At 41.4% G+C, this 15,359-nt stretch carries 12 protein-coding genes and 4 pseudogenes; 1 reads left to right on the forward strand and 15 read right to left on the reverse strand.

Annotated features, from left to right (window positions below; all coding sequences use genetic code 11):
- Positions 1 to 54: 54 nt before the first annotated feature.
- From P3L44_RS13960 to P3L44_RS13985, 6 genes and pseudogenes are all read right to left on the reverse strand, one after another.
- Positions 55 to 482 (reverse strand): annotated as a pseudogene (locus P3L44_RS13960) (TraI domain-containing protein); the annotation flags it as partial.
- 117 nt (positions 483 to 599) lie between these two features.
- Positions 600 to 2,339, reverse strand: coding sequence for an ATP-binding protein (locus P3L44_RS13965; RefSeq protein ID WP_272661791.1), 1,740 nt, complete (start codon positions 2,337 to 2,339; stop codon positions 600 to 602).
- 12 nt (positions 2,340 to 2,351) lie between these two features.
- A complete protein-coding gene (locus P3L44_RS13970; protein WP_272661790.1) occupies positions 2,352 to 3,617 on the reverse strand; it encodes an SIR2 family protein in 1,266 nt (421 codons plus the stop codon).
- Between the two features lie 103 nt (positions 3,618 to 3,720).
- Positions 3,721 to 4,407, reverse strand: a pseudogene (locus P3L44_RS13975) (type I restriction endonuclease subunit R, EcoR124 family); the annotation flags it as partial.
- 5 nt (positions 4,408 to 4,412) lie between these two features.
- Positions 4,413 to 5,264, reverse strand: a pseudogene (locus P3L44_RS13980) (type I restriction-modification system subunit M); the annotation flags it as partial.
- A gap of 71 nt (positions 5,265 to 5,335) precedes the next feature.
- Positions 5,336 to 6,259, reverse strand: a complete 924-nt coding sequence (locus tag P3L44_RS13985) for a WYL domain-containing protein (protein WP_272661789.1) — start codon at positions 6,257 to 6,259, stop codon at positions 5,336 to 5,338.
- 293 nt (positions 6,260 to 6,552) lie between these two features.
- Between P3L44_RS13985 and P3L44_RS13990 the strand changes: the two are divergent.
- Positions 6,553 to 7,356, forward strand: a pseudogene (locus tag P3L44_RS13990) (IS5 family transposase).
- Positions 7,357 to 7,489: 133 nt separating this feature from the next.
- On the opposite strand, the gene P3L44_RS13995 reads toward P3L44_RS13990, so the two are convergent.
- The 9 genes from P3L44_RS13995 to P3L44_RS14035 all read right to left on the reverse strand — a co-directional run bounded on the left by P3L44_RS13995 (position 7,490) and on the right by P3L44_RS14035 (position 15,303).
- Positions 7,490 to 8,431: a hypothetical protein gene (locus P3L44_RS13995; protein WP_272661788.1), complete on the reverse strand. Its 942-nt coding sequence runs from the start codon at positions 8,429 to 8,431 to the stop codon at positions 7,490 to 7,492.
- Positions 8,432 to 8,494: 63 nt separating this feature from the next.
- Positions 8,495 to 9,037, reverse strand: coding sequence for a fimbrial protein (locus tag P3L44_RS14000; RefSeq protein WP_272661787.1), 543 nt, complete (start codon positions 9,035 to 9,037; stop codon positions 8,495 to 8,497).
- A 23-nt stretch (positions 9,038 to 9,060) separates the two neighbouring features.
- A complete protein-coding gene (locus P3L44_RS14005; RefSeq protein ID WP_316928244.1) occupies positions 9,061 to 9,519 on the reverse strand; it encodes a fimbrial protein in 459 nt (152 codons plus the stop codon).
- 62 nt (positions 9,520 to 9,581) lie between these two features.
- Positions 9,582 to 10,079: a fimbrial protein gene (locus P3L44_RS14010; RefSeq protein ID WP_272661785.1), complete on the reverse strand. Its 498-nt coding sequence runs from the start codon at positions 10,077 to 10,079 to the stop codon at positions 9,582 to 9,584.
- A gap of 10 nt (positions 10,080 to 10,089) precedes the next feature.
- Positions 10,090 to 10,587, reverse strand: a complete 498-nt coding sequence (locus P3L44_RS14015; protein WP_110592986.1) for a fimbrial protein — start codon at positions 10,585 to 10,587, stop codon at positions 10,090 to 10,092.
- 15 nt (positions 10,588 to 10,602) lie between these two features.
- Positions 10,603 to 11,139 carry a fimbrial protein gene (locus P3L44_RS14020; protein ID WP_110592985.1) on the reverse strand — a complete coding sequence of 179 codons (537 nt, stop codon included), beginning with the start codon at positions 11,137 to 11,139 and terminating at the stop codon, positions 10,603 to 10,605.
- A gap of 9 nt (positions 11,140 to 11,148) precedes the next feature.
- The gene (locus P3L44_RS14025) at positions 11,149 to 11,757 is read right to left on the reverse strand and encodes a fimbrial protein (RefSeq protein ID WP_014657446.1); all 609 of its coding nucleotides are present in this window, start codon (positions 11,755 to 11,757) and stop codon (positions 11,149 to 11,151) included.
- 47 nt (positions 11,758 to 11,804) lie between these two features.
- Positions 11,805 to 12,581, reverse strand: coding sequence for a fimbria/pilus periplasmic chaperone (locus tag P3L44_RS14030; RefSeq protein WP_198634036.1), 777 nt, complete (start codon positions 12,579 to 12,581; stop codon positions 11,805 to 11,807).
- 52 nt (positions 12,582 to 12,633) lie between these two features.
- Positions 12,634 to 15,303: an outer membrane usher protein gene (locus P3L44_RS14035; protein ID WP_272661784.1), complete on the reverse strand. Its 2,670-nt coding sequence runs from the start codon at positions 15,301 to 15,303 to the stop codon at positions 12,634 to 12,636.
- Positions 15,304 to 15,359: the final 56 nt, after the last annotated feature.

Consider the following 15,359-nt stretch of genomic DNA (forward strand, 5'->3'; position numbering starts at 1 on the left):
CTTTCGTGTTATTTCCACATTCCCCATATGGCTAGGCTATAGTCAGTACTAGAAGCTGCTTAGGCAGGTAGTGGGCGCTATCTGCCTTTTAAAAGGGTTCCACTGATAGCCGCAATCCTCGTCTGTTAGGGAATAGTCTGATACGAGCTTACCAATATCATGGAACAAAACGCCGAAGGCCACTGCAACACGCCACCTTGGTTCAAGCTCTTTTATCTCAACAGGTGTGCCACTGGTGTCAATGATCTTCAAAAAATCCACCACAATGATCAATGCAAGGCTGAATGAGCCTTTGGAAATCAAGCAGATTAAAACCAAGTATCTGGGAGCAGTTTGGCAATTTGCTCGTCTTGTGTGGACTGCAAATCCTTGGATGACTCAATTGATACCCTATTCAAGAATGGCGAATAGAGTCGAATTTCTGTACCTAATTGCGATGACACTTCTGATAGTGCTTTGGTTAAAAATAGGTTTTTGAACATATTGAACCTCCGACACAGCCGTGCAAAAATTTGTAAACTCACCGTCGTTGACTTAGATGAAAAAGAACCATACCTATTTAACTAGGTCCTACCGAAGTAAACTATTCTTAATTGAAACTAATTTTGCAAAGGTTTCCAACTTTTAGAAAAGCTAGCACTTTTCGAAGTTGGTGCATTTATAGGATGTTTCATTTTCACTGTCATAGGGAATGGGAAATCGACTCCTAACAACAGCGCTTCTCCTTGTCCCAATACAGGCAGAAAAGAGGCTGAGCGTTGATCAATAGCACCAACGGCTTTTTTTACAATTTCTTGGTCCAGCTGATTAGTCAACCTATGTACTATCAGTGTACCTATTTGACTTAAAACATCTTCAGGAATATCTCGAGGGCGCTGGGTAGCAATGATAGTATTCAAACCATACTTTCTACCTTCTTTAGCTATATTCCCAAAGGCATCCAACTCAAATCTATTCGTTTCTTCACCGATACGCTTATTAAGAAATTGATGAGCTTCATCAATAAATACTAATAGAGGTGCACCATGATTTATTGCGCCTTGCCTCGCTACAGATAACAACTTTCTACCTATGGCATTAACAAGTATTTCTCTTGAGTTTGCTTCAAATGGAACTTCAGAAAGATCTAATCTCAACACATTATTGTTACTTATTGGTGAACAAAACTCATCAATAAGGTTAGGTAAGGTTTTTAATTTATCATCTGCGTCAATCATCCATTTTAAATTGGGATTGTTTGAATAGGCTTTAATTCGAGCTATCAGGTTTAAACAGTGGCCGACATCATTATCAGCTCTACCGCCCCAAATAGTGGGGTTAGGATTATTACCAGTACCTCCATTAGGCCACACACACTCGTTTACAATCTGATCGGCAATGTTTTTAAACAACCATGGAGCTGTTTGAATAGAGCTATTCATAGATAACAGAGCGGCTTCGTAAGATGCCTTTGCTTGGCCTGATTTGTTCAAAAGATAATTTGCAGTAATATCAAGTCCATGATTGTGTTGCTGCCCAAATTGCCACACTATTTTTTGACTCTCAATAGCCGCCTCTAATTTAGGCGCTTGGCTTTGCGCTGAAGGCCTTAAAAATGCTCTAATATCTGAGTCTGTAAACTGCCAATGTGGAAAAGTTAACTGATTCAACGGTGTTGCATTTGTATGATTACCAACATAATAACTATCACAGCCCAGTGACTCATATTCCCCCGTCGGGTCGATAATAATTGCTTTGCCTCCAGCTTTAATCACTTGCTCAATGATGTTTGTCATTGAGTAACTTTTCCCGCCACCAGTTGCCCCTAAAATAGCGCAATGGCGTGAAAATAATTTTTCTGGAGTAATATGAACAGTTACGGATTCATCATGCGGAAGTGAGGCTAATGGTAAATGGATTTGGCCAGGCTTCTCATCTTGTTTACCTTCAGCGATTATTGATACCAGATACGGGTGAGCTGAATATATTTGGCTACCTAATCTCGGATGTTGCTTAATTCCTTTGTAGTTACGACCATTAGCTGGATTCAGACTCACCAATAATTGAACCAGTCCAATAGGGTGATTTTCGGATGGTTTATCAGCCAAACCGTCAACACTTAATCTCTCTCCTCCCTCAATCCACACTTTCACTAAGCGCCCAAGTATCGCTGTTTCACCTATATCGATGAATACAAATTCATTTACTTCTCCAGCTGCTATTCGATTTCCGAATGACCAACTGGGCTCACCAGATCCCGCTTTAGATAAGTTAATGATTAACTCGGTTGCAGATACACTAATGACGCTACCAATCCGTCTTGTTGGATCAGACGGGGAAAACCACTTTTTCCGCTCCATGAATAGTAACTCCTATTTAATGTTCGCTGTGATCTTTTCAAATGCTTCGAAGAGTTCATCCTCAGGAGTTTTTGATCTTCGCTCAGGTAGCAGATAAGAAAATTGTTTAAACGTTGAATCCATTATCGCAATTCTACCATCCCCATGGTCAATAGCAGCCATTAGCAGATTCCTAATTTCATTATTAAATGAACCCGTTACACTAAATGGATCTTTCGTTGCCACCATTAGCATAAACTCAGGATTAGTCCTAAGCGCCATAGTTAATGCATTATTTATATGCTTGTCATTAAAACCAAAGCCTAGACACAATACAGCCGTTTTGGGTTGTTTAACTACTTCCAAAAAAGAAGTCATCATATCTAAATAAGGAGAATCATAAGAAGTCTGATATTTGCTACTGCTTGGATAGATAAAAACAGGTTCACCAATTTTACTATCAGCACCTAGCTTTCTAACTCTGCCGTTAAATTTTCTCCAGTCTACAGAGCCATGCATCTTATATAGCTGAACCACATTGGAGATGTATGCGCCCTCACTGCTCTTGGACTGCCCACGGTTCACTATGTCATACTTGAACCACATAGGATTAAAAAAAGAAGGGTTAGAAAACTCAAAACCATCAATAACAACAAAACCAGTATTTGATGCAGCGTACTCAAAAGCCAAGTCATAATTAGTCGTGAAAAGTTTAAGTCGTTGTTGCTGAGCACTCCTTCTACCTACTGCACGCATAAATTTATCATGACTAACCCAATCTGATTCTGGGATCGATTCAGTAAAGCTAGTTTTAGCTAAAATGATGCTTTTGGCTTGCTCAAGGAACTTACTTACTTGATTAGTTCTTTGATTTGAAAGGTTCCCAACGGCTAAAGAGGAATCGCAAAGAGACAATAATAGTTCAATATCGGGCTTTGCATCTCCGTTTGCTTCACGATGTTTTTGAAGGACATCATAATTTGTCGCCTTCAAAACCAATTGAAAAAGATTCTCATCTTCTTTTTTACAATAATCCCAAAGGTGCCACATACTTGGAGCGATAGGTGATTGGTTCTGCTGAGAAGACCTATTACTATTAAATGTTAAAGATGTGCCTGAACCAGCCAGTATGACTAAGTTATCAGTATCCAACACTTTATTGATAAAACGAAAAAATGTGGCTAGCTCGTCATCTGAGTCATCATTAGAAAGATCAATTTCGATTGGCTCTCTCTTCGAAGACGTGAAGTCCCTTTTTAGATCTGATGACAAAAACCTTATAATGTTTTCATTTTCCATTTCTTTGACTCACCTTCCACGTAATAAACAATTAGCCTAACAATCAATAAAACTTAGACACTTTCGCTATTTAACTTGCATTCTGCTCAGTACTTAATGACACTTATATCTGCCCACCCACACCTTTGAATTTTTCAACAAAAGCAGCGATTTTCTGAAAAACTGTTTGCTTCTGCGTTCGGTACTGTGGATTCAAAGGGCTAAGTTTGGGCAGCGCCTCATTCAGTGCAGTGCCATTTTCAGAGGCATACTCTCGCTTGAGTGATGAGGCCATATAGCGTTTGGCTGCTTCTTCATTGAGCTTTTCAGAGACAATAATGGCATCGGCTTCGCGCTTCTGTTCCGCCTGAGCGAACTTAAAGAAGGCATCAATAATGCTAGCTTTGTCATTGAACTCATCTAGATTTGTCTGATGAATAAAATCAACCACTAAGCTCTCTTTCGCTCTATTGCCCAGGCTACCGCGGATCATACGGCGGACTTCTTCAATCAAACCTTCTTTACTCTTGTTCTTCTTATTATGATCAAAAATCAGTTCAAGAATGTAATCGAGATTGATTTCTTGAGATTTAAGCAAATCAACTTCAAAGACGACATCGCCCCAGTCTACTGTTGACTTATCTTTGTCCTGCCCTTCTTTATCACGGCGTAGCCAGTCGCGGGTATCGTTGTAGGTTGAGCGATAATCTTGTATCGCACGCTCGCTAGGCATGTCGATGGTTTGCATTACCTCAATATCCGCATCGTCCAAATAGTACTTTGACTTGAACTCTTCGACAGCTTGTTCATCACGGGTAAGGTATCACCCAGCTGAATATTAAACTTGTCGTAGTTAATGTTGTGTAAAAACATATTCATACGCGCCAAGTTATAAGTGGTGTGATTCAGTTCTTGACCAAAGAAACCCTCCTCAATGATATGCGCATCAAAGTGCTTCTTGGCTTGCAAAAGTAACGAGCCCGAACCCGCCGCAGGGTCATAGATTTTATTCACACTGGTCTGTCCGTGCATGGCCAGCTGCGCGATGAGTTTTGAAACGTGCTGAGGGGTGAAAAATTCGCCACCGGATTTACCCGCATTGGCGGCATAGTTAGAAATCAGAAACTCGTAAGCATCACCAAATAAATCAATTTGGTTGTCTTCAAAATTGCCGAAGGTTAAACCTGCTACGCCTTTTAACACCGCTGCCAGACGTTTGTTTTTTGCCTCTACTGTATTGCCCAGACGATTACTGGTGGTATCAAAATCCGCAAACAAGCCTTTGATGTCTTTTTCTGAATCATAGCCATTGGCTGAGTTTTCAATGGCAGCAAAAATAGCCGCCAAATCCGTATTTAAATTTTCGTTCTTATGTGCATTGGCTGCCACATTGCTAAACAACTGACTAGGGTAAAGAAAATAGCCTTTGGTTTTAATGGCATCTTCTTTAGCTAACTTGATATTTTCGTCATCGTCAGACATGGCAGCATAATTAACGCTCTCATCACCGCCTGTGATGTAGTTAACAAAGTTCTCACTGATAAAGCGGTAAAACAGCGTACCCAGTACATACTGCTTAAAATCCCAGCCATCCACTGAGCCTCGCACATCGTTGGCAATCGCCCATATTTGGCGTTGAAGTTCGGCACGTTGTTGTAAACTTGTCATCTGTTAATTCCTGCTTTTCATTCGTTATAATTCGTTTATGGGTTGCGCAGTGTTCCACTGTCGTTGAAACATCATCCGTCAAACCCTGGGGCTAAATTCAAATTGGCTACCCCATAAAGTGTCGGGGTATTCTTTAACCAAAGCTGATATTCAGGACCTTGAAGGCTATGTGCTTTGGTACAATCTACATGCCATTGGCGAAGCAAATAACCAGCGGTAGCCGCTCTAATCTCAACTTTCATCACGCCCCCCGTCATGCCATAGTCTAGCTCAATCGCTTCGCTGTGCTCAATACGAGGATGCGGCACTAACTCTAGCTCTACAAATCGGTTCCATTGCCGGTCTTGGGGTTCGAGCTCCGTTTCAGACAGCGTGGAATCGTCAAGCACAATAGCTGCTTTAATTCGGGTCAGTACAAAGTCACGGAACTCACTATGCTCGCGGTCAAAACCACGAACGTGCCAACGCAAACCATTGTCCACCAGCGTATGCGGCACAATTTCACGCATAGTTTCACCACTCGATAACGACACATAGGTGATACGCAAGGCTTTGCCTTTATGGATGGCCTCGGTAACTTTCGCCACTATCGATAAACTCGGTTTGTTAAGGTGATAAGGCGCTTCACACGCAAAAGGCGGTTTTACCTTGCCAGTAAAGCCATCGCCGAACCCTTGGCTAATTGTCGCCAATGTTCGAACGACGTCGTAGTCGAACAAGGGTTCAAATGCTTCACCTCGCTTATGCAGCTTGAGCTTTTGGTCATACTCAATGTTACCTGGTGCAAGCACTCTGTATAGCGCGAAGTCTTTCGTTGCTTGTGTAGCCGCTATGCTGAAGCGATCGACTAAATCTGCCCGTACCGCTTCCCCCTTAAACAATAAGGTGAAATCGATGTGAGCAATGCGATCCCGGATTGCTTGTGGCAACTGCGCTATCTCCGAAAGCCTATATGACTTCGCCCCTACCGTTTGTTTCAGACCATCATTTATCATGCGTCTTGTTTATCCCATTCAAGCAATGTCTTAATACTCTGTTTATCAAGTCATGACTGGCATCGCATCATCACATTAAACTGATCCGCTCAATGCGGTTATTCATCCACACTGACTCAATCATCTCTACGGGTTGAAGCTGGACTGATGGATATAAAACACGGAATAGGCTCCAACCTAATTAATTTTATTAGGCCTTATCCTATCATAAATTATTTTGTAAGGAAGACTAAAAACCTACCGCAGAAGGGATTGTCTGAATGTCGTAACGAGCAATTTCTGAAGGTAAAAATATGACAGGTAGCAGATTACGGATCAGCGATGAACTCTGAAAAAAATAGCACTGCTTAGTCCTGAGCACAAAACTAATCATCCGCTCGGCACTCACCGTAAACGTGTTTAAACCGTGCTCCCATGAATGCCATATTCTTTGTGCTCAGGACTGGCGGCTAGTGGAACGCCCTGAATGCCACGGGATATGTTCTTCGAGTTCTACACATCGGCGCTTTCAGGAATGGCGTGATACCAGTGTCTTTGAACGCTTTTGGCAGAACGGTTTGCTTGCATGTAAACAGCTGGACGGTATTGACTGGTCATGGTTGTCAATGGACGGCTGCATGACCAAATCACCACTGTCTGGAACAAAAAAACAGGCCCGCAATCCAACCGACAGAGGAAAACAAGGCGTAAAATGTAGCCTGCTTACGGATGCCAACGGGCTTCCTCTGTCGCTGGTTGTTGCAGCAGCAAACACGCATGATATCAAACTGGTTGCAGATACACTCGATGCCCTTCAGACGGGGCGTCCGGGACAAAAACTGAGACTCTGTCTGGACAAAGGTTACGATGCAGGCTGGCTGAAAACCTATCTACAGAACCGCGGTTACGAGCTGTATATCCAGTCCCGTAAAGAAGAGTCTGACGCCAGTAAAAACACGGACTTCAAAGCCCATCATTGGGTCGTCGAAAGAACGCACAGTTGGATGAATCGCTTTCGTCGTATCCTGACCCAATGGGAAAAGAAGAAAGAAAATTACGAGGCCATGTTGCATTTTTACTGTAGTCTCATCGTCTGGAATAAAACCCTATTGAGATAGGCTCTTAGAAGCAAAATAAATTTTATGTCTATTTTAAAATTTAACACCCCTTCTCATCATTAAGTATATGCATTAATAAAAAATCAATAAAATTAATTGGTTAGTTAATACAACAATACAGTTTAATACCTCTCTATAACGCTTCTAATACTAATATTCCTGTCGCTTTACTAACACCAGATACTGATGCATTACCCATCAATGTAGCACTTACCGGAATAGTTTGACTTACTAATTTATTTAATTGAATTCCTTGACCATTTGCTTGTACTTGGCTCCCATTTAAAGAGACTTGAGCAGAAACTCCATTTCCAAAATTAAGACGCCCAGATACTACATTACTTCCGGTTAATTTTAATTGGTAATCTTGGGCAACACCTGTAGTACATGAGACATTTAAACTTGTACTTTTTGTAATGCCTCCAACATTCAAGCTTGTTGATGAATAATTTAAATTTAAATTTTGGCTATTTAGGTTACATACAGAACCAGTCAACTCAGGTATAGGAGGAGGTGCGCCATTATCCTCGCCACAAACTGTATATGGGTCAAAATAAATGCTCAAGATATCGACAGGAGAAGGGGCTTTAACATCAGGATATTGTAAATAACTTCGCATACAGAAATTAGGACTAGAGAGCAGATATGTCGGTTCATTTACTGGAATCACTATCGTTCCTTCAGTGCCAACTATACGATTCATACAAATGTTAATATCCCCTTGATCTGCACTAGTACAGCCTACTACAGGAAAAGGTGTCCTAAAATAACAACCACCATATCCAGCATCATTTGATATACAAGGCGTTACCGTAAGAGGAGAGCCCTGAGCTGACAAATTGTATGTGGTAGCAGCTGATCCGCTATAAAACGGAGCACGTACTAGACGAACTCGTATTTCTAAATTTCCTATAAATCTGCCATTAGTTATCTGATAATCTAACCATTTTGAGGCGACTACTCTACCCGTAGTCGCCTCACTACTTCCTGGAGTAAGGGTAACATTTTTTGCAATACTTTGCTCACTGACTATTAGAATTAGAAAAGCCATTATTATATTAAGTTTATTTTTCATTTATATTTCCTAATATTTAAAATTAATTTTTGATAATTTATTCATATATAAAAATTCAAATAATTATTCATACTCTAATATAAAGGTTGTAGTCGCTTCAAATGCCCCGCGTCCAATAGTTTTAGTTAATAATGGAGTGGGTTCACCCTGTACATACGCTTTCAGATTAAGGTTATTACCATTCCCCATATGTAATTGTTGAATATGGTTTTTTGCTTTATTCAATAAAATTGGTGTGCCATTTTCAGTCTCTAATCCAATAGCGATCCCACTCGCTTGACTCCCAGTATTTAGCGCTAACAATCCCGGTAATGCCAAGCTTTCAGTTCCCATAAAGGTAACTTGAACTTCTTTCCCCAACACTAAATCACAATTAATTAACCGAATTGTAAATGGCTGACTGTGTGTTCGAGTATTCAAATACAAATATTTATCTACAATAGTGCCAAAATCTAATTCGATATTTTCATCGCCAGGATATACTTCGCAAGCGTCCTCAACCAACGTTCCATCAAATTGTACTGTTTCCGACTGCGCGCAAAGCGGCACAGCCAATAAACTCAATGACAAGACTAAAGGCCATAATTGATGTAATGGTATTTGCATTTTTTTCATTTCCTTTTATCGTGTCATTGAAAATCGATGGTCAATGTCCCGGTCGCAGAAAAATTATCACCAACCAGTTCCGTTCCAGCACGCTTAACCGGAACCGCCGATAATCTCGGTGGATTTGAACTATCAATGGCAAACGGCTTATTCAGCTCTAACGGTATCCCGTCCTTTTGAATTTGAATGCCTAATTTTCCGTTATTCATCGGGCTACTTGTTCGTAATGTCGCATTATCAAATCCCGTACCCGCCAGAGTTCCACTGAACGTCAATGTCACATTCCATGGTTGATTTAAGTCACCTTGACAATTCAATTGATACGGAATGTCTTGTTTAAATAGATTCCCATCCACTTTACGCACCCCCACCTTTCCAAAAGAAACGCGTATAGGATTTGTTTGTCCTAATTCACAGGCGGGGGGCAGTACTAGCGTACCATCAAAAACCCAATTGGCTTCCACCACTGAGGACATCATCATGAATAGCCCCCCTAAACTGCATAAATAACAATAACGTTGACTTGTGCTTATCAGTAATTTTTTCATTGATAGTTCACCTTTAATGTTGCCAACGCAGTAAAACTACCACCATCTGTATCATTAAAGCCCGCCGTCATATTTTTAATCGGCGCGGCTTTTAAAGAAGGCAAAGAGGTATAATTAATATTCACCGGCTGATTAATTGCTTGCCGGATATTATTAATATAAAAAATAACGCCTAATTTATCATTGCTTGTTTTTAATGCGCCATTGCTATTAAACAATGTAGGGTCGCCTTCTAAGGTCAATGTCAGATTATTTTTTGCTAATCCTGTACACGATAGACTCAATGGCAATGTTTGTAAGTAGTTATTACCGTCAATACGCGTTAATAAAATATCACCAAAATGAATCGCCGCTTGATTATTGTTATTTAGAATACATTCAGGTGGCGTCACGATTAAATTACCATAAAGATTTGCCCCTAACCCCCATGCAAATGGAGAGCTTATTACACAAAAAAAGCCGAGGGCCACTTGTTGTCGGTGAATAAATTTCATCTTGTTCTCCTTAACGGTAATCCACCACAAAAGTTAATGTCCCATTAAAATTCCCGCCATCAGTTAATACCGTTCCCGAGGGTTTTACTGGCACCGCATAAAGCGCAGGCTGATTGCTACCATAAGTGAAATTCACAACATCACCATTACTTAATCGAGTCGAATCCTGATAAACCGCTATCCCCAGATTCGTCCGACCAGTACGAATGACATTTTGTCCATTGAGCGTAATCGGGCTCCAACTGACCGTCATTTTTAATGCATTGCTATAGACATTCGTACAATTTAAGGTGTAATCAATACGTGTGCGTTTATAACTGCTATTGTCAATTAGTGTTTCATGGATATCGCCAAAATTGACATCTGCCACCGTACCACTATTCACGGTACATTCTGGCGGCGTGACAACCAGCGTTCCTGTAAAATAGACATCCAATCCTCGTGATAATACCGGACTCAATAAACAAAGTAGGCCGATAAAATACCTAACAAAGAGAGTATTATTCATGAAATAGTCCCGCGTTTATTGATAATTTAACGTCACGGTCATTGTGCCAGTGAAAGATCCCGCATCACTGAGCATCATACCGCTAGGTTTTATCGGTACCGCATACAAGTTCGGCGGATTACCGTAAGTAAAGTTAATTGACGCTCCGTTACTTAAGCGAGTCGAATCCCGATAAATGGCAATACCCAAATTTGTTCGGTTTGTGCTGATAGCAGAAACACCATTAAAGGTTACTGGATCCCATGACAACGCCATATTCAACGCATTTTTTTCTAATGCACTGCAAGATAATCCGGTATCAATGGGGGTTCGCTTATAACTCACCCCATCAATTAATCCTTGTTGTACCTCTTCAAAACGCACAATTTGTATTGAACTGCCACTACTAAACGTGCACTGTGGGGGCATCGTAATGGTCAACGTTAAATTCAGATTTGCGGTATCGGCATGTACGACATAGAATAAACTTCCAAACAATAGCGTGCTAAAAAAAAGAACGCTGAACACAATAAGGCCTTTAATTCCTACGGTCACATGCTGTATCAATAACATCGTTGACTCCTAATCATAACTTACCTGAAAGCGAATAATTGCCTGATAAGCTCCCGAACTTAAACCTGCTGTAGTGCGGATCGGGGTAACATAATAAGTCAATTGATTCTGTCCCGGAGAAACAAGCTCAGGAGTACTGTATTGCCCTATTGCAAGAGGATGATAAGAAGCATTACTCAATTGTAATGCAATTCCTTTCGCCCCCGTAACGGCCGCTAATTGTGGGTTTTGATTGTCTGCCGCAGCCAAAAAACGAATTTTCATCGCAGGCATATCAGGACTCCACAATAAGTTGCCGAGTTTATTACGATTACGACTTTCACCACTTAAACAATCTTCTAAACGCAGTTGTACCGCGACAGGGGTACCTGTTTGACCGACTTTCTGTAATTGCCCCGTGCCTAATGTCCCGAGTTCAATCGTTTGATATGCGGAGGACATCGCTAATCGGCAAGCACTTTCCGTTAAAGCCCCATGTACATACAATGTGCCATTAGCCCCATCGACATCCCAGTTATCCACTTTGTCAAGTTCAGTACTGAGGGCTGTGCTACTGAATAAGCACAATCCTAAACCGTACGCCATCATATAATGAGGTATCTTATTGGCTTCTTTCATGATGCTCTCCTGCGTTGAAATCTGCTTTAACGTCATCTTGTTTGAAGTTACTGTTTATCTGATACCACATGACAGCGATTATCTTGACAAGTAAACGTCAACGTTGGTCGCCCACCGTAGTCATTGATATAAGTAAGCACAGGCTGACTTCCTAAGGCTTTTGCACTCCCCCCCATCAGCAAACTGCTTTTAGGTGCAACCATCAACGGTTCAAATCCCGAGACCGTTTTTCCGTCTTTCACTGAAGCGGCATCAACAAGCGTTACAAAATATGGCGTTGGATTCTCTACACTGTATTGATCACCTTGACGAGTAAGTGTGATTTTTTCTTGCCATGGATTTTCCATCTGTTGGCGAGTTGGAATAATCGCTTTTGGGCGATAAAACAACTTAATTCGCGTTTGTAACGCCAACTGAAGTGTGTTGGGTTTATCACTCTTAGGTGGGATTTCACGTAAATTGAAATAATAAACGGACTCCCTGTCTTGCGGCAGTGACGCTACACTCGGCAGTGCTTGAATTTTTACTTGGCTTTTAGCGCCAGGCTCAACACGCTGAACGGGAGGTAATACCGTAAAGGGCTCCGTGATTTTTTCACCTTGGGCATTTTCAATCCAACCTTGTGCTAAATAAGGTAATTGCTTATTTTCATTACTGATATTTAAGCTAATGGATTTATCTTCACCCGTCATAATTGCACGAGTGCGATCTAAAGCGACTGCAGCTTGTGCGGAAGACAGTGTCGTAGATATCAACATCGCTCCAACCAAAAAAGTGGCAATAGGATGATGATTTCTTTTATTGATTTTATTGCTCTGTAACATATTCTTTTACCTTAGTATGAAGAAGAGATAAACCTCTTCAATCATGTCATTTTTATTTTCTTAACCAGCTCTTTGAGCTGACCAAATCTGGCTTATTCGATGCCCCAGAAGTTAATGAATGAGGCGTAGAGAATGACGGTAAACTTACCGCATCCGATTCAACAACCGTCTCAGTCTGCTTAAGAGGTAAGATGTCAGTCGCATGGCACGGTAATAACCAATTCGTTAACAATGTGTCGCTCTTCGGCAATATTTTAGGTAAGGTGATTTCACATTGTGCTTTATCATCCCAACGAACTTGTAACTTATCGTTAGGGTTGAGCCCCGTTAAATACGTACTCCCATCATCCCCTACCATTCCCACTTGTTGGCCTTTCATATTGAAAACTTGTGCCCCAAATGGGGGAACACTATTATCAGATAAACGCAATAAGGCCATTGCACTGTGCCCAGCCACAACATCGAACTGGCGGTAGCCAATAGCACCTTCTGTTAAAGTACCTTGCTTAATCGATTGTGATACCTGAGCATCTTCAGGTAATGTATTTAAATCGACACTGACTTGATTACGGTAATAACTGTTCACGTCTGTTAATACAGCCTGACCAAAATAGTTTGTTCGTATGGTTGAGCCATAACCTCGTAATGGAATATCAGGAACACCATCCGTATCAACAAAAATTCGAGTCCCCCCAAGCTGATTACCACGATGCATCACCACACCTTGCTTAATCGCCGTAAAACCACCTTGAAGTGATAAGCCAGCAGAACGATATCTATCTTGCTGATAAGTGGCATTTGCATTTATTTGAGCCAAATCAGCTTGATGCGTGTAATAACCACTCACTAACCCACCAGAACGAGACCATCCGGTACTTAATTGGTAATTAGTCCGTTCATCTAATCGGTCGTAATAACTAACTCGTTGAGAATTATCACGCTCATCCCAACTGCTGTTCATGCTAAGCGAACCACTCTCCCCCCAAGGCAATGAAAGGGAAAGGTAGGCGCCATCATCATTAGTCTGCCGATACCGATTTCGATAAGCCGTCAAGTTAACACTTAAATTTTTCCATTTACCGATATCAAAATAGCGCGCTAAAGACAGACTATAACGGTCATTATCAGGCTGATCCCAGTAGGTTTGATGGTAATAATTTATATAAGCACTGAGCCCCAACTCCGGAAATTGTTGGTTATAGGAAACCGTATACATTTCCTTACTGCTATACTGGCGGACACCCGTAGACTGTGCATTTAAGTACTCAGACATACTCATAAAACCTTGTTCAGCAAAGCGATATCCCGCAAATGTCACTTGGCTATTGTAGGCATCAAATCGTTTTGAATAGCTCAAACGATATGAATTACCGTGATACGTTTTATCACCGACTTCACTTAACCCTTTTAACCGTGAACGCGCATGGGTGATATCAAAAGACAGCGCGCCAAACATCATTAAATCTCGACCGATACCGACCGCTGCAGAAGCGTAATTCTCTGCAGCAACACCGCCACCATACAATGACCAGCCGTTATTGACTCCCCACGAAAACTCGCCGCTCGCAAATGTTTCACCACTCACTTGGTGGCGCCAATCAGTTGGGCGTCCAGCGGCAAGCTTATAACGCAATTGCCCAGGGCGAGTGAGGTAAGGAACACTGGCTGTATTCACTGTAAACGTTTGAATAGTTCCATCTTGTTCTTTAACTTCAACATTAATCTCACCGGATAGCGCATCATTTAAGTCTTGAATACGAAAAGGACCTGCAGCAACTTGCGTTTGATAAATAATACGGCCTTGCTGACTCACGATAACAGTAGCATTACTTTTGGCTACCCCCGTTATTTCGGGAGCATATCCCCGTAGATTTGGCGGTAACATATTGATGTCAGTGATCAAACTCAGCCCCGTAAATCGAAAGCTGTCAAAAATATCGGAAGCTAAATAATCTTCACCTAAGGTGAGTTTTGCTCCGAGAGATTTAATTGCACGATAGGCATAATACCGCGTCCAATCTAATGAACGGGAAGTACCTTGACCTTGCTGCTTGTCTAAACGTAGTTGCCAATCCGCACGCATACGCCACACACCTAAATTCACACCCGCAACACCATTGCCGCTAACATTAGCATTTGTTCGTTGTCCGCCCCGAGTTTGCTGACCAACCTGAGCATTGAGGTTATAATCAAAAAGGGCGCCGGGTAATCCATCCTCCCAGCGAGCAGGCGGATCCCAGTTTTCGGCTGTATACTCCAAATAGGCTTGGGGTAAACTGATATACAAAGCAGAAGCGGCTAAATCCCCTTTAACTTCCGTACCCGGTAAGCTATCGAGTGATAAACACTGACCATCATGCCACCATTTTAATGTTGGCAATAAATCAGGTTTAAGCGCTAGTTGCTCAACTAACACAGGGCTTAAACAGGCAACGCTCTCATCTGGCTGGCCGTCGGGGACGTAATAAAATACGGTTTGTTCCGGTAATTGATGTTTATTTATAAAAATAGAAAAACGATATTCACCCGGCATTAAAAAGCCCGGACGCGAAAACTGGGCTAAATCAATATTTGCGCGGTCATTAACATCCAAAATATCCGTATTAAATTCAATCTGCTCAGCATAGCTGTTACAACTTAAGGACACAGCAACAAGCATTGCTGTCAACCGAGGACGGCTTATCCGTAACAACGGCATATGAATATAACCTAGGGCCATCATCTCGACCTTCTTATTTCTTTTTTTATTAATAAAATCATTTAGCTTTTAATTTTGAT

Source organism: Providencia sp. PROV175, assembly GCF_032707045.1.
GTDB classification, from domain to species: domain Bacteria; phylum Pseudomonadota; class Gammaproteobacteria; order Enterobacterales; family Enterobacteriaceae; genus Providencia; species Providencia hangzhouensis.